The 19,063-nt window shown below is 65.9% G+C and carries 17 protein-coding genes, 3 pseudogenes and 1 other annotated feature; of the genes and pseudogenes, 10 read left to right on the top strand and 10 right to left on the bottom strand.

Going from position 1 to position 19,063, the window contains the following annotated elements; all coding sequences use genetic code 11:
* Positions 1 to 52 precede the first annotated feature (52 nt).
* The 10 genes and pseudogenes from BCY76_RS15075 to BCY76_RS15030 form a co-directional block, all read right to left on the bottom strand.
* A complete protein-coding gene (locus BCY76_RS15075) occupies positions 53 to 955 on the bottom strand; it encodes a glycerate kinase family protein (RefSeq protein WP_083277726.1) in 903 nt (300 codons plus the stop codon).
* Positions 952 to 1,821 (bottom strand): annotated as a pseudogene (locus BCY76_RS15070) (2-hydroxyacid dehydrogenase); the annotation flags it as partial. The gene BCY76_RS15075 and the pseudogene BCY76_RS15070, both read right to left, overlap by 4 nt.
* A gap of 114 nt (positions 1,822 to 1,935) precedes the next feature.
* On the bottom strand, positions 1,936 to 2,634 hold the full coding sequence (locus tag BCY76_RS15065; RefSeq protein WP_085437872.1) for an RraA family protein: 699 nt from the start codon (positions 2,632 to 2,634) through the stop codon (positions 1,936 to 1,938).
* Positions 2,631 to 3,773, bottom strand: coding sequence for an Ldh family oxidoreductase (locus BCY76_RS15060; RefSeq protein WP_170922721.1), 1,143 nt, complete (start codon positions 3,771 to 3,773; stop codon positions 2,631 to 2,633). The genes BCY76_RS15065 and BCY76_RS15060 overlap by 4 nt, the downstream gene beginning before the upstream one ends.
* A pseudogene (locus BCY76_RS15055) lies at positions 3,764 to 4,923 on the bottom strand (iron-containing alcohol dehydrogenase). The gene BCY76_RS15060 and the pseudogene BCY76_RS15055 overlap by 10 nt, the downstream one beginning before the upstream one ends.
* A gap of 49 nt (positions 4,924 to 4,972) precedes the next feature.
* Positions 4,973 to 6,439, bottom strand: a complete 1,467-nt coding sequence (locus BCY76_RS15050) for an aldehyde dehydrogenase family protein (RefSeq protein WP_083277725.1) — start codon at positions 6,437 to 6,439, stop codon at positions 4,973 to 4,975.
* 84 nt (positions 6,440 to 6,523) lie between these two features.
* Complete coding sequence (locus tag BCY76_RS15045) at positions 6,524 to 7,798, bottom strand: TRAP transporter large permease (protein WP_085437871.1); 1,275 nt, start codon at positions 7,796 to 7,798, stop codon at positions 6,524 to 6,526.
* On the bottom strand, positions 7,795 to 8,202 hold the full coding sequence (locus BCY76_RS15040) for a TRAP transporter small permease (RefSeq protein WP_070161876.1): 408 nt from the start codon (positions 8,200 to 8,202) through the stop codon (positions 7,795 to 7,797). The genes BCY76_RS15045 and BCY76_RS15040 overlap by 4 nt, the downstream gene beginning before the upstream one ends.
* A 201-nt stretch (positions 8,203 to 8,403) precedes the next feature.
* Complete coding sequence (locus BCY76_RS15035) at positions 8,404 to 9,441, bottom strand: DctP family TRAP transporter solute-binding subunit (RefSeq protein WP_070161874.1); 1,038 nt, start codon at positions 9,439 to 9,441, stop codon at positions 8,404 to 8,406.
* Positions 9,442 to 9,476: 35 nt separating this feature from the next.
* Entirely contained in the window at positions 9,477 to 10,157 is a 681-nt protein-coding gene (locus BCY76_RS15030; protein WP_170922720.1) for a GntR family transcriptional regulator, read from the bottom strand.
* 328 nt (positions 10,158 to 10,485) lie between these two features.
* Between BCY76_RS15030 and BCY76_RS15025 the strand changes: the two genes are divergently transcribed.
* The 10 genes and pseudogenes from BCY76_RS15025 to BCY76_RS17725 all read left to right on the top strand — a co-directional run bounded on the left by BCY76_RS15025 (position 10,486) and on the right by BCY76_RS17725 (position 18,957).
* Positions 10,486 to 11,313, top strand: coding sequence for a DeoR/GlpR family DNA-binding transcription regulator (locus BCY76_RS15025; protein WP_070161870.1), 828 nt, complete (start codon positions 10,486 to 10,488; stop codon positions 11,311 to 11,313).
* Positions 11,210 to 12,109 carry a zinc-dependent alcohol dehydrogenase gene (locus tag BCY76_RS18725; protein ID WP_201791156.1) on the top strand — a complete coding sequence of 300 codons (900 nt, stop codon included), beginning with the start codon at positions 11,210 to 11,212 and terminating at the stop codon, positions 12,107 to 12,109. The genes BCY76_RS15025 and BCY76_RS18725 overlap by 104 nt, the downstream gene beginning before the upstream one ends.
* 2 nt (positions 12,110 to 12,111) lie before the next feature.
* On the top strand, positions 12,112 to 12,432 hold the full coding sequence (locus BCY76_RS18720) for a hypothetical protein (protein ID WP_201791155.1): 321 nt from the start codon (positions 12,112 to 12,114) through the stop codon (positions 12,430 to 12,432).
* A gap of 59 nt (positions 12,433 to 12,491) precedes the next feature.
* Positions 12,492 to 13,325, top strand: a complete 834-nt coding sequence (locus BCY76_RS15015) for a class I fructose-bisphosphate aldolase (protein WP_070161868.1) — start codon at positions 12,492 to 12,494, stop codon at positions 13,323 to 13,325.
* A gap of 6 nt (positions 13,326 to 13,331) precedes the next feature.
* The gene (locus BCY76_RS15010; protein ID WP_070161866.1) at positions 13,332 to 14,798 is read left to right on the top strand and encodes a xylulokinase; all 1,467 of its coding nucleotides are present in this window, start codon (positions 13,332 to 13,334) and stop codon (positions 14,796 to 14,798) included.
* Between the two features lie 197 nt (positions 14,799 to 14,995).
* Positions 14,996 to 15,148, top strand: a complete 153-nt coding sequence (locus BCY76_RS18270) for a hypothetical protein (RefSeq protein ID WP_170922719.1) — start codon at positions 14,996 to 14,998, stop codon at positions 15,146 to 15,148.
* Positions 15,149 to 15,153: 5 nt separating this feature from the next.
* Positions 15,154 to 16,400 (top strand): IS3 family transposase gene (locus tag BCY76_RS15005; protein ID WP_237090208.1). Its coding sequence is split into 2 segments (ribosomal slippage): positions 15,154 to 15,439 and positions 15,439 to 16,400, totalling 1,248 coding nucleotides; the frame shifts between segments, so codons are not numbered across the junction.
* Positions 15,432 to 15,560, top strand: a sequence feature (AL1L pseudoknot). It overlaps the preceding gene by 129 nt.
* 17 nt (positions 16,401 to 16,417) lie before the next feature.
* Positions 16,418 to 17,554: pseudogene (locus BCY76_RS15000) on the top strand (IS256 family transposase); the annotation flags it as partial.
* 119 nt (positions 17,555 to 17,673) lie between these two features.
* The gene (locus BCY76_RS20820; protein ID WP_070161861.1) at positions 17,674 to 18,384 is read left to right on the top strand and encodes an 8-oxoguanine DNA glycosylase OGG fold protein; all 711 of its coding nucleotides are present in this window, start codon (positions 17,674 to 17,676) and stop codon (positions 18,382 to 18,384) included.
* A 198-nt stretch (positions 18,385 to 18,582) separates the two neighbouring features.
* A complete protein-coding gene (locus BCY76_RS17725) occupies positions 18,583 to 18,957 on the top strand; it encodes a hypothetical protein (RefSeq protein ID WP_139827834.1) in 375 nt (124 codons plus the stop codon).
* The last annotated feature ends 106 nt before the right edge of the window (positions 18,958 to 19,063 follow it).

Raw genomic sequence — 19,063 nt, 5'->3', positions numbered from 1 at the left:
GTATCGGCGCGTGGTCGCGTTGCCCGGTTTGATCTCTTGTGGCATGTCTCCATCATCCTTTCCAAACGATGGAGTCTCCAAGAATCCCAGTGCGGTTCAAGCGTGCCAGGATCGCGGAAATGATCTTGCCCTCTCCGGTTTGTGAATCGAGTCGACCTTCCCCGGCCACGATGGCGTCGGCGGCCGCCGCTTTTTCGTCAGATCCCACCGCGTCGAGCACGAAATCAGCCCCAGAGACCAGTTGCGCTTTGTACCACGCCCACATGCCGCCGCTAAACCCCCCGGCCGCACCGGTGCGGGCCACTCCTCGTGGATCCCGGGGATACGAGGAGGCTTGTGCATGCAGACGGGTAGTCAGTGTGCGCACTTGGTGGGGGCTGGCTCCCTTCTGCGGGCCGAACACCACGGCTGCGTTCTCGAACGGCGTTGTGACATCGCTGAGAACGACGACCTGCGCATTGTGCAGTCCGCCGTGTTCCTCGACGGCGGCGATAGCCCCGGTGCCGCCGTCGGTGGTGGCACTGCCGCCGGCGGCAATCACAATGCGCTTGGCCCCGTGCTTGGCGGCATGGACCATGAGCAGACCCGTGCCATAGGTGTCGGCGGTCAACGGGTCACGTCCGCGGGAGCTGGGCAGTGTCAGACCGCTGGTGGCAGCTAACTCGATCACGGCGGTGCCCGCCGGGGTCATTGCATACGATGCACGCAGTGGATCACGCCACGGGCCGACCGTGTCCGTCGAGACTGAGTATGTCCCCATTGTTTGCCGCAGGACCTCATAGGTGCCCTCCCCGCCATCGGCGACAGGTTGCTCCACGACTTTTCCGCCACCAGCCCGAATGCCACGGGCGATATGGGCGGCCACTTCTGCTGCGGTATAGGTTCCTTTGAAGCTATCCGGAGCGACAAGAAGAGTAGGGGCCGGGCCTTCGTGGCCCTGTTCGTCGGCTTTCAACCGACCGGACTCCCCGAGGCTACCGGGGTCAGTGCCTGCCGGCCGGAGAGAACCTCCACGACGTTGCGCACGGCTAGCGTTCCCATCGCATCGCGTGTCGCGGCCGCGGCGCTGCCGATGTGGGGCAGCACCACGACCTGCTCCATGGTCCGTAGGCGCGCGTTGATCTGCGGCTCGTGCTCGTGCACGTCGAGCCCCGCGCCGGCCAGGTGTCCGCTTTCGAGGTTGTCGGCGAGGGCCTCCTCGTCGACGAGCGGCCCGCGCGCCGTGTTGATGAGGTAGCTTCCCTTCTTCATCGCGGCCAGTTGGTCCCGTCCGATTAAGTGTCGGTTCTCGCGGGTCAGGGGGCAGTGGAGGGAGACCACGTCGCTGAGCTTGAGCACTCGGTCGAGGTCGGCGGCCTCCACGCCGAGCTCCGCGGCCTCCGGTGAGGTCGCGCGGCTGCCCGTGGCGAGGATGTTCATGCCGAATGCGCGGGCCCGGCGGGCCGTGGCCATGCCGGTCCGGCCGAGGCCGACGATGCCGAGCGTGGCACCGGCGCTGACGTCCAGGCCCACAAAGCTCTGCGGGCCCCAGATCCACGGCTTTCCGGCGCGCACGAAGCGGTCGGCTTCGACCAGGCGCCGCACCGTCGAGAGGATCAGGGCGAAGGCGAGGTCGGCGGTGGCCTCGTCGAGCACGCCCGGGGTGTTGGTGACGACGATCCCCCGCCGTGCGGCGGCCTCGACGTCGATGTTGTCGAAGCCGACGGCCACATTGGCGATGACCCGCAGCTGCGGGCCGGCCGCGTCCAATACCTCCTCATCGATCGTCTCGGTGAGCATCGTGACGAGGCCGACCGCGCCGCGGCACCCCTCGAGCAGCTCCTGCCGGCTAGGGGGGAGTCCTTCTCAGCGTGGTGCGTGAGGGCCACGGGCAACGAGTCCCGGGCGGCCTGCATGACCCGATCCGATAGGGGGCGAGTAAGGAAGACATGGTTTTCAGGCACTGTGGGCGGCCTCCTGCACGTGGACGAGGTTGATGGCGTCCTGGATCCAAGACCGGTCCCACTCGCCGCGGCCGATGGCTTCGCGTTGCTTCGCCTCGCTTGCGGTGACAGCCTCCGCGGCCGTTAGGACCGACTCGGAGCGGTCCCGCGCGACGAACACGACGCCGTCGGCATCGCCGACGACCAGATCGCCGTCGGAGACGACGGCGCCCCCGACGGTGACGGTGCCGTGGATGGCCCCGGGACCGCTCTTGTAGGGCCCCATGTGCGAGATGCCCTTGGCGAAGACGGGGATGGGTCCGGCTGAAAGGTCGGCGCGGTCCCGCACCGCACCGTCCACCACGATGCCAGCGACGCCGCGCGACGCGGCGTAGAGCGTCATCAGCTCGCCGAGGATCGCGTTGACGATCTCCCCACGGGCGTCGATGACGAGGACGTCTCCCGGGCGGGCCAACTCGAGCGCCTGGTGCACGGCAAGGTTGTCGCCCGGCCTCGTGCGCACGGTCAGGGCCGTGCCCACCATGGAGTCGCCGCGCAATCCAGCAAGGCAGTCCCCGACAGGGCTGATGCCCACGCCACCCTGCACGCGTTCCTGACTGTCGGAGATCACGGAGGCCTGGACCCTGCGGGCGCGGCGCACCAAGTCATCGGGAACCTGCGGCGCGGCCGGGTAGAGGTGGACGGTGTTCATCGTTCCTGCTTCCTGGGGGTTCCATCGGTGGGGTGCTGTAGCGCCTCGGACTCCGGGTGGAGGTCTTCGAGCTGGGCGGCGACGGCGGCGGGGATCGCGATGCCTTCGATTGCTTGCCGGTGCGCGGTCCGTTCCTCGACCTCGCCGGGCAGCAGCACCTCACCGTCTGCCGGGCCGCTGTTCTTGAGCGCGTCGTAGAGCCACTCCATACGCCGGGCGAACTGCTCCGGCGGCACGAAGGCCTCGATGTCGTGCAGCGTGAAGAATGCTCCTACGCCCTGCGGGCGGTCGAGATCGTCGTACAGGTCGCCGATCTCAGTTCCGGAGCTGGCGCCCGAGAACATGGCGGCCATGACCTCGACCATGACGGCGATGCCGTAGCCTTTGGGGCCTCCGAAGGGCAGGACGCTGCCGGCCAGGGCGGCGTCCGCGTCGGTAGTGGGCGTGCCCTCGGGGTCGACGGCCCAGCCCTCGGGGATGGATTCTCCCGCCTGTGCGGCGGAAATGATTTTCCCTCTCGCCACGACGCTCGTGGCCATGTCCAGAACCAGCGTTCCCCGGGCACCCGCCGGGACGGCGAACGTGTAGGGATTGGTCCCCAGAAACCGTTCCTTACCCCCGAAGGCCGCCATGGTGGCGGGGGCGTTCCCATATAGGAAGATCGCGGAGCCGGAGGCGGCCGCTTGCTTGGCGAAGTACGCCCCGGAGCCGTAGTGGGTGGAATTGCGCACGGCCACCGAAACCGTCCGGTGCTCGGGGATCCGGGCCCGGGCCAGGTCCAGGCTGCGCTGCATGATCACCTGACCCATGCCGTTGTCACCGTCCACCACGAGTGCGCCCCCGGTCTCCCGAATGATGGTGACGTGCGGGTCCGTGTTCACCAGGCCTCGTCGTAGCCGGTCCACGTAGATGGGGATGCGACTGACGCCGTGGGAGTGGACCCCGCGGAGGTTCGCGTCGACGAGGGATGCCGCCACGATGGTCGCATCCGTCTCAGGGAGTCCGGCACCGGTGAGGATGGCGGTGCAGTGGTCTTCGAGCCGGGCTGCGCTCACGGTGCGGGCTCCCCGGCTCTTTCCGTCCTGGGAGCCGCGCACGGCGGTGCTCTTCTGGGTGCCGTCCGCCGGTGTCACAGGCACCGCCGCATGATCTCGGCGAGGTCGTCCGCGGTGGCCGGGCGGGGGTTGACCACGATGTTGCCCGATTCCATGCTTTCGGCTGCCAGCTGGGGCAGGTCCGACTCGGTGACACCGTAGGCGGCCAGGCTGTTGGGGGCTCCGATGTCCGACACCAGCTGCGACGCCGCGTCCACGCCGGCCGAGGCGGCTTCCCGCAACGACAAAGCCCTCGTGTCCACACCAAAGATGTGCGCGATTCTGGCGAACTTCTCGAGGTTCGCCACCATGTTGAAGCGCATCACCTCGGGCAGGAGGATAGAGATGACGTCTCCGTGCGGAATCTTGGCCTTGGCGCCCAGGGGCATGGCCATGGCGTGGGCCAGGCCCAGGCGGGTCGGTGCGAAAGCGCAGGCCGCCATGGTCGCCGCGATGAGCATGTCCGAACGCGCGCCGATGTCCGCGCCGTTGTAGACGGCGTCCGGAGGGACCGGGCGATGAGTTCCATCGACTTCTCCGAGAGAGCTTCGGAGATCGGCTGGGTGGCCTTGTTGACGTAGGACTCCAAGCCATGGGCCAGGGCGTCCAGGCCGGTGCCAATGGTAAGGCGGGCCGGGAGGCTGACCGAGAGGGCGGGGTCGCACAGGGCCACGGTGGCCGTCATGTTCCGCCCGCCGATGCCGTACTTCACATTCTGGGCCTTTTCCGAGATGACCGACCACACGGCGCACTCGCTGCCGGTGCCGGCCGTTGTCGGCACCGCGATGACGGGCAGGCCCGGCTCGCTGGGCACGTCCAGCCCGGTGAAGTCCCGGATGTGGCCCGTGTTGCAGGCCATCAGCGCAATTGACTTGGCGGTGTCCAGGGCACTGCCGCCGCCGACCCCGACCACGACCTGTCGGTCTTCGTCCTTGCACAGGCGTGCGCCGGCCATGACGCCCTCAGCCTCCGGCTCGGGCTCCACCTCGGTGAACGTGATGACGTCGAGGTCCGCCGCCGTCAGGATGGCGGAGACGCGGCCCACCACGCCGGCGGCCACGAGCCCGGGGTCCGAGACAAGCAGGACCCGCCGCCCGCCGAGTCCGACCACCAGCTCGGCGAGGGTCTCGATGACGCCGACGCCGAACTCGATCCGCGTCGGCAGCTCAAATGAATATTCTCTGGAGTGGTTCACTGTTCTCTCTTCGTCGTAGTCCAGCTGCTCTGGTCTCTGGCGACTCTCGTCACTGGCCGTAGACCTGGTAAACGATCTTCTGGTTGGTGAAAAAGTCCTTCGAGGTGTCGCCGATGCCGTAGGCGCCCTGCCCGGACTGGGCGATACCCCCGAAGGGGACGTGGCCCTCGCTCGTGGTGCCGTGGTTGATGTGCACCATGCCGCTACGCACTTCCGTGACGAAGCGGTGGGCCTGATTCATGTCGTCGGTGAAAACCGCAGAGGTCAGCCCGTAGCGGGTCTCGTTCGCCACGGCAATGGCCTGGTCGAAATCCGCGACGGGGATCACGGCCAGCACGGGCCCGAAAATCTCCTCGACGGCCATGGCTGAGCCGGGAGCCACGCCAGTGATGACGGTGGCGGGATAGTAGGTGCCCTCCCCCAATTGCGGGTCGTCCAAGGGCCGCCCGCCCACGAGCACGTTCGCCCCGTCAACGACGGCCTGCTCGACGTAGCGGTGCACCTGCTGAAACTGATCGGTGTTGACCAGCGGCCCCATCCGGGTGCCCTCGTCGAGGCCGTAGCCGACGGTGAAGGTCTTAGCCTGACGGACCAGCGCTTCCTCGAGCGGGGCCCGCTGCTCCTCGGTGACGATGACCCGGCTGACCGCGGTGCAACGCTGACCGGCCGCAGTGAATGCGGCCGTCGCGATCTCCGATGCGACGCGCTCGACGTCAGTGGTCGAGGCGACGACTGCGGCGTTCTTGCCGCCCATCTCCAGCTGCGTCCGGGCGTTGCGCGCCGCGGCCGCGGTCGCGATGCCCAGGCCCACGTCGGTGGAGCCGGTGAAGGTGATCCCTGCGATGTCCGGGCTGTCGACCAGCGCGTTGCCCACCTCGCGACCGGTACCGATCAGGAGGTTGAAGACCCCGGGTGGGACGCCGATCTCATCGAGCATCTCGGCGATGATGACCGAGCAGCCGGGACTCTGCAGGGCGGGTTTGAGGATTACGGGGCACCCGCACACCAGCGCGGGAACGATCTTGCGGATCGGGGTGAGAATGGGGAAGTTCCACGGCGTGATGGCCGCCACGGGGCCGATGGGCTGTCGGATGGAGTACGCATCTGTGTTGGGGCGCACGCTACTGAAAGTCCGGTCGCCCAGGCGCAAGGCCTCACCCGCCCAGAAGCGCATTTCCATAACAGCCCGCGTCGTCTCACCGAACGACTCGCTATACGCCTTACCCATCTCGCGGGTCGCCATCTCGGCCATGTCTTGCTGCCGCTCGGGCCACTTTTCCAGCAACGCGTGGATCAGCTCCATCCGCTCGGCGGCGGTGGTCGCCGCCCATCCCGAAGCGGCATCGCGCGCTGCGGCGATGGCCCGTTGCACGTCCTCCGGTGTGGCCAGGGAGTAGCCGGCGACGGTGGCGCCCGCCCTACCGGGGTCCGTCGTCTCGTGGGGAGTCGCGCCCGTAGGGTCGACCCACGCTCCGGCGATGTAGCTACCAACTGTTTTCGTCATGGTGAAGTTCACGGTTCCAGTTCCTTTGACTTTCGTTTGATGGAGACAGGAGTGCGGGCGAGGACCAACGGGGTCCTTCGGTGGCCGCGTCGCCGGCTACTGGGTCAGCAGCTGGGCGGGCCAAGTGATGAGGGCGGGGAAGACCGCCAGCACCACGATGGCGACGGCCATGACCGCGTAGTGCGGCACCGCGGCCTTAACGATCACTTCCATGGGCAGTTTGCTCACGTATGAGGTGGCGAACAGGGCGACGCCCACGGGCGGAGTCACCAGCCCGATGGAAAGCGCGGCGACGAGGAACACCACGAAGTGGATCGGGTCCACGCCTGCGGACATGGCGGCAGGCATCAGGACGGGAACGGTGAGCAGGATCGCCGCCACGATGTCCATGACGGCGCCGATGAGCACGAGGATCACCCCCACCAGGAGCATCACGAGGGTGGGTTGACTGGTGATCGAGAGCAGCCAATTGCTCACCCGCGCCGGAAGCCCGTCGATGGTGAAGATGTACGTTGCAACGTTGGCGGTCATGGCGATGAACAGGATCGTTCCGGATGTCAGCCCGGCGTCGATGACCATCTTCGGCATCTCCCGCCACTTCATGTCACGGTAGACAAAAGCTCCCACAAGCAGGCTGTAGAAAACGGCAATAGCCGCCGCCTCTGTCGGAGTGAAGGCACCACCGAACATGCCGACGAGGATCACGATCGGGCCGCCGAGCGCGGGGACGGCCGCCACGACCGTCCGTGCGCCCTTCTTGAAAGTGGTTCGCTGCACCTGTCCGTAGCCGTTGCGCGCTGCGATGATGAAGTTCACAACCATCAGCACAATGATCAAAACCGCGGCCGGTCCCAGTCCCCCAGCCAGAGCCGCGCCCACCGAGATCCCCGCTGTGGACGCCGCGATGATAATGAGAATGCTCGGCGGCATGACGGAGGAAAGGGTCGAGGTGGCCATCGTCAACGCTGCGGCGTACGGCCGCGGGTACTTGTGATCGGTCATCGCCTTGATTTCGATCTTGCCGAGGCTGACGACGTCGGCCACCGAGGACCCGGAGATCCCACCGAATACCGCGCTGGCGGCAATGTTCACATGTCCGAGACCACCGCGGAAGCGGCCGAAGAAGACCTGAGCTCCTGAGAAAATGCGGTCCGAGATTCCGCCGCCGGCCATGACGTTGCCGGCTAGCACGAAGAGCGGAACGGCCACCAGCAGGAAACTGTTCATCGAGCTGAGCATGGTCTGTGCCAGCAAGTCGAGGGGGATGTCATAGATCAGCATCGTGCCCACGACGCTGACTCCCAGCGCAACGGCTAGAGGGACACCCAGGAGGAACAGCACGACGAAGATCGCTAACAGTGTGAGGCTCATGCCGTGATCTCTCCCTCTTCGATGGCCCGGCGCATCTCCTTGGAGAAGTAGACGGTCTGGATGTGGGCCAGGATGGCTAGGGCGGCACTGAGAACGAGCGGGATCGTCACTACGTACATGCCGAGCCCGAGTGCGGGGCTGGATTCGCCGGTGCTGACCTGCCGCATCATCAGTTGCCACGACATGACCAGAAGCACGACGAAGAAGGCGATCCCGACGGCTGCGTAGATGTGGGCGCTGGCCTGGCGCACCCATCGGGGACCTCGGCTCACCAGCAGTGCGACACGGGGGTGGGCCGCGGAGCGAAAGCCTGCGGCCATGCCCAGAAACATCATGGCTTGGAAGACGAGACGGGTCAGTTCCTCGGTCCACGTGATGGAGGCGCCAAAGAACCTGGAGACCACCTGGCTCCGACGGCCAACAGCATCACCGTGACGCCCAGGAACAGCAGTGCGTTGACCGCCTTCCAGATCCATCCGATTCGCTCCGAGGTCTCCCCCGGAACGATTTCGTGCTCCCCGTTTTCCCTGGAGGAGACCTCAAAGGTCGTGACCTCTCCGGAGTGCTGCCGTGCGCTGGTGGGGTCGAGTGAATTTTCCATGGTGTTACTTGCCGACGAAATCACGGGTCGTCTGGTAGAACTCGGAACCGATCAGGGACTCGAACTCGGGATAGACCTCCTGCGCGGCCTCCTGGAAGGCCTGCTCGGCCTCAGGAGTGAGCTCGTTGATCTGCACACCCTCCTCCTCTAGCGCGGCCAGGGTCTTCTCGTCCTCCTCCTGGTCGTACTGGGACTTGAACTCCGTGGTGGCCTCAGCCGCGTCGGTCATCGCCTGCTGCTGCTCCTGGTCCATGGAGTCCCAGAGTTCCTGGTTGCAGCCGAGGACGTATCCGTCGCGGATGTGCCCGGTGAGGGACAGGTAGTCCTGGACCTCGAAGAACTGGTTGTTGACCGGCACCTCCAGCGGGTTCTCCTGAGCGTCGATCGTTCCGGTCTGCAGGGCGGTGTAGACCTCCGTGAAGTCCATGGGCGTCGGGTTGGCCCCGAGGGACCCGAAGAACTTCACCCACAGCTCGTTCTGCGGAACGCGGATCGAGATGCCCTCGAGATCGCTCGGCATCTCGACGGGCCGGACGGAGTTGGTGATGTGCCGCGGGGTGCGCGTGAGCATCTCGACACCCTTGATGCCCTGCTCCTCGAGAGAGTCGAGAAGCTGCTGGCCCGGCTCGCCCTGGAGGTACTCGGCGAACTGCTCATCGTCGTCGAAGAGGTACGGCACGCTGAGCGCGTTCATGGTGGGCAGGAAAGACGCATACACCGAGGTGGAGATGATGGTGCAGTCCAGGGTGCCGTTGCCCAGTAGGTTCACGGCGGCGTTCTGATCCCCGCCGAAGAGCGTGCCGTCGGCATGGGTTTCGGCCTCGATGGACCCGCCGCTGGTCTCGGCGATCTGCTCGGCGAAGTACTCCGCGGTCGCGCCGACGGATGACGCCGCAGGATCGCCGATGGCCAAGCGAATGGTCTGGGCCTCCGCGCCTCCACCGGCGGCCTGGCTATCCCCGCCGCCTCCGTTCCCGCAACCGGCGAGCACTGCGGTGAGGGCGAGAGCGGTAGTGGCGACTACTGCCTGGTGCTTGGGCATGCGATTCTCCTTTGAATTCGGTCCGGCCCCGTGTCCTACGCGGACACAGGCGCCGACGCCGTGATGGTCGCCGTCAGGGCGTTTCTGGCTGTACTGATGTGGTCGAGGAGGGCGGTGCGCGCAGCGTCGAGGTCTCGCCTCGTCAGGGCGTCGCAGATGTCCCGGTGTTCGCGGAGACTTTCTTCTCGTCGGGGATTGTCCTGGTAGGACACGAAGCGCTTACACCGGGCCAGCTGGCGGTCCACGACCCGATAGGTCCTGATGAGGTGGGAGTTCTCGGTCGCCCCGATGATCAGCTGGTGGAGCTCGTCGTCCCGCTGCAGATAGCGATCCACCTCCGTGGCGGTCACTGACGTGCCGAACTCGTCGAAGAGCGTTCCCACTCCCCGGAGGTCCTCGTCATCCCACTCGACGATGCGGCTCAGGCCGGCCGGCTCGAGCAGGGACCGGAGTTCGTAGAGCTCCTCGACGTCCTGGGTCCGGATCTGGGTGACAACCCATCCGGCCCGCTGCCCCCGATCCACCAGACCCGAAGCCTGCAGGAGGTGCAGCGTGTCCCGCACCGGGGTCCGGGAGACCCCGAACTGTTCGGCCAGTTCCCGGTCGCTCAGGGGGGTCCCCGGTGGAAGCGAGCAGTCCACGATCGCGGTTTCCAGCTCGCTGTACATGTGGGAGCTGAGCTTGCGCTCGGCAACCGGTGTGATCCTCGGGTTCATAGGTTGAGTATACGGTATATCGAATACCGTATACAAGAGGTTTTCGAGATCTGGGTCACAATTTTTCGTCCAGGTAGCCGGACAAGTGCTCCTTTCGATCATGCGGCTACTCCTCAGCGAGTGTGCCCTAGTGGACCCTCGGGTGAGGCACGCCACACTGGTGGCGTCCCTGATGATTGCATCGCTCGCATTAAGCGTCAACATCCGCGTCAATGTGCTACTTGCTTCCACATGAGTGCTCAGTCCGCGCAGGAATCCGCAATGCTCGGTTGACACACCTAGATGATCGATGTGATCATTTAGGTGTCGGCAACAGAAGGGCAGGGTCATGATGGCGGAGTACAGGCGAACCACCGCGGCGGACCGGCGGGCGCTGATCCTCGAGAAGCTCCGGGAGGGCACCGGCAGTGTCCATGTGGAGGACCTCAGTCGCGCCTTCGGTGTTTCGGTCGCCACGGCCCGGCGGGACCTGGACCGTTTGGTGCGTGACAGTCTGGTGACCCGCACCTACGGTGGGGCCGTTCTCGGCAATGTGCGGGCCGAGCAGACCCTGCGGGAGCGCGAGGTGAGCAACGCCGCCGCCAAGGACTCGATCGCCCGCCGGGCGGCGGCCCTCGTCGAGCCGGGGTCCACGGTGCTGCTGGACGCCGGGACGACCACGGGTCAGCTGAGCCGGTACCTTTCGCGCATTCCGGGGCTGACCGTGCTCACCAATGGACTGAACGCCCTGAACGTCCTGGTCGAATCTGACGAGGACGTTCACGTGATCGCCCTCGGTGGGTCGTTGCGACGCACCAACCAGGCCCTGATGGGCCCTGCCGCCGAGGCCGTGGTGCGCAGCGTCTACGCTGACATCGCCTTCCTCGGAACGGACTGTCTTGACGTCGAGCGAGGGATTTCCTCCCGGACACTGGAGCAGAACTCGCTCAAGCAATTGATGTCCGCCCACGCTCGGCGGACGATCGTCGTGGCCGACTCCTCCAAACTCAACACCACGTGGTCCACGTACTGGACCGCCCTGCCGTCACCGTGCGACGTCGTCACGGACGACGGTGCCGGCGAAGAGGCACTCTCGCCGTTTCGGGCGGCCGAGAACGTCGATCTCACCGTGTGCGAGTTGGCCGCTACACAGGAAAACGAGCCTTTGGCCGGTTGAGCCGCGTCTGCCTAGCCCATTCATTCCCACAACGCCGGGGCGTTCGCACGATCCTGGCTCCCTGAAAGGTCACCGCTGTGAAACAAGCCATCCTCAACGGACCCCTGGACATGGCGATCCAGGACACGGAGCGCCCAGCCTCGAACCGGGCGACTGCCTGCTCCGAGTCGAGTCTGCCCTGGTCTGCGGAACCGATATCCGTATCTACGAGGGGAAGAAGAAGAAGAACGTCACCTACCCCACGGTCATGGGCCACGAGTTCTCGGGGACCGTCGTCCAGAGCAACGGCCCGCTCCCCGAGGGGCTCGAGCTCGGCGACCTGGTGGCCGTGTACCCGATCGTGCCTTGCGGGCGTTGCGCGGCCTGCGTACGTGGGCGGGAGAACATCTGCCGGAACCGCATGGCCTTCGGGTATCAGATCCCCGGCGGCTTCGCCGAGTACGTGCATGTGCCCGCCGCCGCGATGCGGGCGGGCAACCTCGTGAAGGTCAACGGTGTGCACCCCAACAGCGCGGCCGTTATCGAGCCGCTCGCCTGCGCCTACAACGGTCTGAAGCTCATCGACGCCCCGGTGGCCAAGGCGCTGCTCGTTGTGGGGTGCGGCCCCCTGGGCCTGATGCACATCCGGCTGGCCCGCGCCCTGGGCGTCGAGCAGATCGTGGCCGTGGACCCTTCGGAGCAGCGGCTGAAAGTCGCCGCGGAGTCCGGAGCCCGACTGACCCTGACCCCCGAAGCGAACACCGCGCGCGAGATCCGCGACTTCATCGGCGGCGACGGCGTCGACGCATGGTGGTAGCCGTGGGCCGAGCCGACGCGTTCGAACCCTACCTCGACGCCCTGGCCCCGGGCGCCAAGGTGAACCTGTTCGCCGGGTTCCCGACCGGTGAAGACGTGCTGGCGGTGTCCGCCAACGAGGTCCACTACAACGAGTACTCCTTGGTGGGCAGCTCCTCCTGCCACCTCTCCGACTTCGAGGCCGTCGCCACGATGGTCGCCGACGGCACCCTGCAGGTGGACGACCTGGTCACCACGACCCTTCCCATCGAGGAAACCGTCGCGGCGCTCGAGGCGGCCAAAGCCGGCCAGGACCTCCGCGTCGGCATCACCGCTCGTTCCTGATCCATTCCCCGCCCGTCCCACCCAGTCCTGTCCAACGATCTCCAGAGGAGAACCGAACCATGACCACCCAGACCACACCCTTCACGTCCTTCGGCGTCACCAGCGGCCTCGGCAGGGCCATCCGCCTGCGCCGGCTCTTCGGCGCCAGCGGCAAGGCCCTCGTCGTCGCCCTTGACCAGGCGGTGCCCCGCGGCGTCGCCCCGCAGCTCGCCGACATCGAGAAGACCTACCAGTCCGTCAAGGCGGGCGCCCCCAATGCCATCACCGTGACCCGCGGCATCGGCGGCAGCCTGCTCGCCGGTGATCCTCAGCCCCTGCCGTGGATCCTCAAGGCCTCGTCTTTCTCCGTGGACTTCCACCTGACGGTCGATGCCACGATCGGCAGCGTGGACGACGCCGTCCGGCTGGGCGCCGACGCCGTCGCCGTGGGGATCAGCGCCGGATCGAGCGTCCAGGTGCAGATGTTCGAGATGCTCGCCGCGGTGGTGGAGCGCGCCGCCGAGGTCGGGATGCCCACCGTCTGCCACGCGTACCCCAGCGGTGACCTGTGGGGCGACCGCAAGGGCAGCGCGGAGTCCGTGCTCTACGCGGCCCGGGCAGCCGCGGAGCTCGGTGTGGACGTCGTCAAGACGTGGTACACGGGATCGACCGAGAGCTTCGCCAAGGTGGTCGCCGGGACCCCCGCCCTCGTGATGGTCGCCGGCGGAGCCAAGGCCGACACCGACCGGGAGGTGCTGGAGATGGCCGAGTCGGTGATGCAGTCCGGCGCCGCCGGACTGACCTTCGGGCGCAACGTCTGGGGCGCCGAGGACCCGGCGAAGATGATCACCGCTCTGCGCGCCATCGTGCAGGACGGGGCCACCTCGGCCGCGGCGGCCGAGCACCTCGCCTGAGCCACCATGTCGTCTCGCTGCTTCCTCGGGATCGACGTCGGCACGACGGCCACCAAGGCTGCCGTGCTGACGGAGGCGGGTGAGCCGATCCGGCGGGTCCGCGTTGCCCACGCCACGGGGCTTCCGCCCTTACCCGGACGGGTCGACCCCGTTTCCTGGTGGATCAGCGTCCAGGAGGCGTGCCATGCCCTGGAGGCCGGGCAGCTCAACATCGCCGGGATCGGGCTTTCCGTGCACTCCCCCGTCGCCGTGCCCATGGACTCCTCCGGAAAACATCTCACCGCTGGGTACCGCTACGAGGCCCCAGGACTGACCGACATGGTGGCGTGGTTGCAATCGGGCCTCACACCGGACGACATCCGCCGCTCCGGGAACAGGATCACCCCGGCGACCTACATCGCGGCGGCCTACCTCCTCCTCCGCGAGAAGGAACCGGAGATCGTCGAGGACCTGCACGTTCTTGGGTCCGTCGGCACCTACATTGGTCACCGCCTCACCGGCCACGACGCCATCGACCCCACCCAGGCTTCCTACTTCGGGCCCTTCGACACGACGGGGACCTGGACGTGGCAAGAGGACCTGCTCCGGCGCCTGGGCATTCCCCAGCGGGTCCTGCCACCTGTCCAGCCGTCCTCGGAGGTGCTCGGCCGGCTCACGAACGAGGCGGCAAAAGCGCTACGGCTGCGCCCGGGAACTCCCGTGGTCACCGGCGCCGGCGACACCGCCTGTGCGGCCTTCGCCGCCGGCATCGACCGCAACGCGGCTCGGCTCCTCACGCTGGGCACCACCCACGTCGTCACCGACCACGGCACCGCTCCGGCTGAGGAGAACCTGCACCTGCAACGGGCCCATGTGCGCCGCGGCCAGTGGTTGCGCCACGGCGCGTCCAACGGCGGCCTCGCCCTGTCCATCGCCGCGAAGGCTCTGGGCTACGGCGCCGGCGGTCAAGCGGTCTCGGCCATGGTCGACCGGGCGATGTCCGCCGGGGCCGCCACGATCGCCGGCGCCCCCTTCTTCATCCCACACGTCCGCCCCGAGCGGGCGCCATTCTGGCTCGAGGAACCGAGATCCGCATTCCTCGGACTCCTCCCGGACGCCGACGAGACATCGATGGCGTGGGCCGCCGTGGAAGGAGTCCTGTTCGTGGATCGGATGATCTCGGAAAGCTACCCGGACGATCCCCTTCGAGAGCTGCTGTTGGCGGGAGACGTGAGCGGCAGCGGATGCTTTATGCAGCTCGCGGCCGACATGTTCGGCAGGCCGTTTACCGTGAGTGCCGAGTCACATCTTCCAGCCCTCGGAGCAGCCATGCTGGCGGCCCAAACTGCTGATGATTCCCTTTATCTGCATCACCACACGCATCCTGTCAAGCCTAGGCAAGAATTTGCCCCGCTGATCGAACAACGATGGCAAGACTTTCGTCAGGAACGTAGCAGATTTCTACACAAAGAATCGAAAAGTTCCACCGTATAACTCCATCCTCCGACTGCCCGACTCGGACCACCAAATCGAAGGTATGCCGGCACCTGGGTCACCTTAGAAGAGTAGTGCCCCATAGAGTGGTGTAACCCCCTGATGGTCCTCACTGTCCTGGTCTTGGACGTGAGCGCGGCCATCGGGTGGCCCCTTCGAGGAATCTCCTACAACCCACTCGAAAGGACATCACCACGATGACCGCTACCCATATTCTCGACCCTGCCACCGTGTTGAAGGAAGCCCTGGGCCAGGCCTCACCAGATCTGCTCCGTGATCTGCTGCAGACCATGATCAACGCCCTGAATCGCCCCGGGTCTGGTGGAGGCTCTGATCCCACGGGAGGATGAGGAGCATGGCAGCACCGAGGATGTACCCCGATGAGCTTCGGGAGAGGGCCACGAGGATGGCCGTGGACGCGCGGCGGGATCCAGCGACGAAGTCAGGCACGTTCCGTCGTGTGGGCGAGCAGCTCGGGATCAATCCCGAGACTCTGAGGAACTGGGTCGTGCAGGCCGAGATCGACGAGGGCCACCGGCCCGGAACCACGACCGGCGACGCCGAGCGGCTCGCTGAGTTGGAGAAGGAAGTGCGCGAGCTGCGCCGGGCGAACGCGATCCTGCGGTCGGCCTCGGCTTTTTTCGCAGCGGAGCTCGACCGCCCACCGCGATGATCGTGACGTTCATCGACCAGCACACGCACGAGTTCGGCGTCGAGCCGATCTGCCGCACGCTCACCGCAGCGGGCACCCAGATCGCGCCGAGCACCTACTACGCCTTCAAGACCCGCCCGCCCTCGAAGCGGACGCTGCGGGACGAGGAGCTGCTCGCGCAGATCCGGCGCGTGCACGCGAAGAACTTCGGGGTCTACGGCGCGAAGAAGCTCCACGCTCAGCTGCGCCGAGAAGGCGTCGCAGTCGCGCGCTGCACCGTGGAACGGCTCATGAGAGCCGAAGGTCTGCGCGGCATCAGCCGAGAGAAAGGCCCTCGGACCACGCGCCCAGGCGACGGCCCAGATACACGTCCTGACCTGGTCGAACGCAACTTCACCGCGACGGCCCCGAACCAGCTCTGGGTCGCCGACATCACCTACTGCCGCACGTTCGCGGGATGGGTGTATGCCGCGTTCATCATCGACGTTTTCTCCCGCCGTGTGGTCGGCTGGCAGCTATCGAAGTCGCTGCGGACCGACCTCGCCCTGGACGCGCTGGAGATGGGGATCTGGACCCGTGAGCACGCAGGTCACGACGTCTCCGGGCTCACGCATCACAGCGACAAGGGCGTCCAGTACATCGCCGTCCGCTACACCCAGCGCCTCGCCGAAGCCGGGGCCGTGGCCTCGGTCGGCTCGACCGGCGATTCTTACGACAACGCCCTGGCCGAGGCCTTCAACTCGCTGTTCAAGGCCGAGCTGATCCGTAACCACGGCCCCTGGACGGGCATCGACGAGCTTGAGATCGCGACCGCTGAGTACATCGACTGGTTCAACCACCGACGTCTCCACGGCGAGATCGGCATGATCCCACCCGTCGAGCTCGAGGACATCTACCATCACCACCAGACCGTGCCGGCGACCGCCGGCACGGCACTTGCAAGCCTCTAACAAACCCGGGGCGATTCACCCTGCTCTCAGCCGATGCCGATGCGGTGATCGGTGCGGAGTACGGCAAGCCCAGCGCGGAGCGGATCACCCACCGCAACGGGTACCGCCACCGCGACCTCGATACCCGGGTCGGCACCATCGACGTCGCCGTGCCCAAACTCCGCCAAGGCACCTACTTCCCCGAATGGCTGTTGGAGCGGCGCAAACGGGCCGAATCAGCGATGATCACCGTGGTCGCTGATGCCTACCTGGCCGGGGTCTCCACCCGCCGGATGGACAAGCTGGTCAAGGCTCTTGGCATCCATTCGTTGTCGAAGTCCCAGGTCTCCAGGATGGCCACCGACCTCGATGAACACATCCACCAGTTCCGCACCCGCCCGCTGGGCGATGCCGGACCATTCACCTTCGTCGCCGCCGATGCTTTGACGATGAAGGTCCGTGAAGGCGGCCGGGTCATCAACGCGGTGGTGCTGGTGGCCACCGGAGTCAACGCCGATGGGCACCGCGAGGTCTTGGGAGTCCAGGTCGCCACCGCAGAGACCGCCACCGCCTGGAACACCTTCTTCGCCGATCTGGTCGCCCGCGGTCTGACCGGGGTCAAAATGGTGACCTCCGATGCTCACGCCGGGCTGGTCGAAGCGATTGCTGCGAATCTGCCCGGAGCCTGTTGGCAGCGGTGCCGGACCCACTATGCGGCCAACCTGATGAGCGTGTGTCCGAAGAGCATGTGGCCTGCGGTCAAAGCGATGCTGCACAGCGTCTATGACCAGCCCGACCCGGCCAGCGTGACTGCTCAGTTCGACCGGCTGCTGGACTATGTCGCCCAGAAGCTGCCGGCAGTTCATGATCACCTCGATACCGCCCGGGCAGACGTCCTGGCCTTCACCAGCTTCCCTAAGGACGTGTGGACCCAGATCTGGTCGAACAACCCCAACGAACGGCTCAACAAGGAGATTCGCCGCCGCACCGACGTGGTCGGGATCTTCCCCAATCGCGACGCGATCACCAGGCTGGTCGGGGCGGTGCTGGCTGAGCAGAACGATGAATGGGCTGAAGGCCGCCGATACCTCGGCCTCGAGGTCCTGGCCCGCTGCCAGACTGCTGCTGAGCACGACGACCACCACCACGAGCTTCCCGAGCTCGAAGCCGCATAATCATCCAGCATCTCGGAGAACCAGTTACACCACTACAGGGGACTTGACCAGAACACCAACTGGCTCGAGCAGTTGCGGATGCTATTCGTGCGGCAGACCCTCCGGGGTAGATTGATTCTATGTTGAATGTGGATGCCGCTCTCCCCCCCGATCTCGCGACCGCCCTACCCGGTCAGGAAGCAGTGTTGGGTCAAGCTATCTCAGTCGATGGGGCTCGTTGGCGGCGGATACTCTCCGAACGGGACCTGATCCCGGTGACCGGCACGATGGCCGATTCCGATCGCACCACGGTGACCCGTCAGGACGTGTTCAACCTTGGAGATCAGAGCATAAGCGTCGACCATGCATTCCAGTTGCTCTACTATTCGCTCGCCTGGGGTTTGGGCCTCAGAGCTTCCCGGTTACACCAACGACTAGACAACCTCGCCGCTCACCAAGACAGAGCCGGCGAGCTCCTCGTAGCGGCTTGGGAATCAGTCCGGGCGGGCGCCCCTGTCAAAGAAGCATATAGCGTGCTCACCACCGACAGAGGTGCAGGCCAAATCCCCTGGTTGGGCCCAGCGTTCTCCACGAAATTCCTGTACTTCGCTCAAGGCAATGTGGCCCAGCCCCGCCACCTGATCCTAGACAAGGTTGTCGCCACAAACCTTACCGAGGATGTATGGCCCGCAGCCCCGATTAACGCCTGGTGGCCCGAGACCTACGAGCTGTACTGTGGCCTCCTGAACCGGTGGGCAGTGGAAGTATCCGAAGACCCAAAGGTGAACCGAACCGTTCGAGCTGACGAGATCGAGTTCGCTATCTTTAAGCGACACCTCACCGCTGCCTAGATTCTCATAGCACGAGTCCCCTGCACTCCGGGGCCAACGCGGCGCCCAGGCCCGTCAACGACGTCGCCATACCCGGGCTCCCTCTGTCCCCTCTGCGCTGGACGAATGCTGGTCTAGAGTGAGCGAATCGATGTCCTTGAAGAGCTGATTCGTGGGGCTGTCCCAGCCCTAATCGCCGCGCTTGCCGCCTTAGGTGGCGTGAAGCTCACCCAGAAAGCGCAAGAGAAGCAGTTAGGAGAGCGCCTAGACCATGAGCGGCAAGTCCGAAGGCACGAAGAACTGATGAACGCGGCTCGTAATGCCGACTCATTGCTCCGTGAATTCGGTACGTTCGCGCGCGACTCTGCGGGGCACTTACCGCTAGAACCTTTGTTGCTGCGGGCGTTCGCCCCGTTTGCTCCCTGGGTCGACGACTGGGAGAAACTCGAAGACACTCGATGGGTGATCGTCGCCTTAGTTGTGCAAGCCGGGCGCATCGAAGCAAGGAAACGCCACGGTATTAGCGGTCAAGTTGCAGCCAGTGTCCCAACACGTCCGGAGCGGTTCGCGCAGTTCCTGAGCTGCGGCAAGTGACTGAACTGCACTGGGATTGATGGAGACTCCGGCTATAGGGATTCCACCAGCTCATTGGGTCTGATGTTGTCATCGTAGAACAGGTCCTCGAACTCAGCTGGCGGCC

This window comes from Nesterenkonia sp. PF2B19 (assembly GCF_001758425.2).
In the GTDB taxonomy this organism is placed as follows: Bacteria; Actinomycetota; Actinomycetes; order Actinomycetales; family Micrococcaceae; genus Nesterenkonia; species Nesterenkonia aethiopica.
The sequence above is the reverse complement of the archived record's forward strand: the minus strand, read 5'-3'. Positions and strand labels throughout refer to the sequence as shown.